Here is a 541-nt window from a genome sequence, read left to right as displayed (position 1 = left end):
GCATTACCGAGCAGACCTACTATCGCTGGCGCATGCAGTATGGCGGGATGGGAACCGCCCAACTGAGGGAGCTCAAGCGGCTACAGAAGGAGAACGAGCGGCTAAGAAAGGCCGTGTCGGAGCTGACGCTGGACAAGCTGATCCTGACCGAGGCGGCACGGGGAAACTTCTGAGCCCCGCCCGTCGTCGTGCCTGCATCGACCTGGTCCGCGAAGAGCTGGGCGTGTCGGAACGCCGGGCCTGCCGGGTGTTGCGCCAGCATCGCTCGACGCAGCGCAAGCTGCCGAGGGGCCGGGCAGATGAAGACCGGTTGGTTGCCGACATGATCGAGCTGGCCCGCCAGTACGGCCGCTATGGCTACCGCCGGATTGCCGCCCTTTTGAGAGATGCGGGCTGGCAGGTCAACGACAAGCGCGTCGAGCGTTTATGGCGGCGGGAGGGGCTGAAAGTGCCAACGAAGCAACCGAAGAAGGGCCGGCTCTGGCTGAACGACGGGTCATGTGTCCGGCTACGACCCAAGCATCGCAACCATGTCTGGAGC

1 pseudogene is annotated in these 541 nt (G+C 64.5%); it reads left to right on the top strand.

What is annotated here, in order from left to right:
- A pseudogene (locus tag OEZ60_RS22210) lies at positions 1-541 on the top strand (IS3 family transposase); the annotation flags it as partial.

This window comes from Albidovulum salinarum (assembly GCF_025673475.1).
Lineage (GTDB): Bacteria > Pseudomonadota > Alphaproteobacteria > Rhodobacterales > Rhodobacteraceae > Albidovulum > Albidovulum salinarum.
The sequence above is the reverse complement of the archived record's forward strand: the minus strand, read 5'-3'. Positions and strand labels throughout refer to the sequence as shown.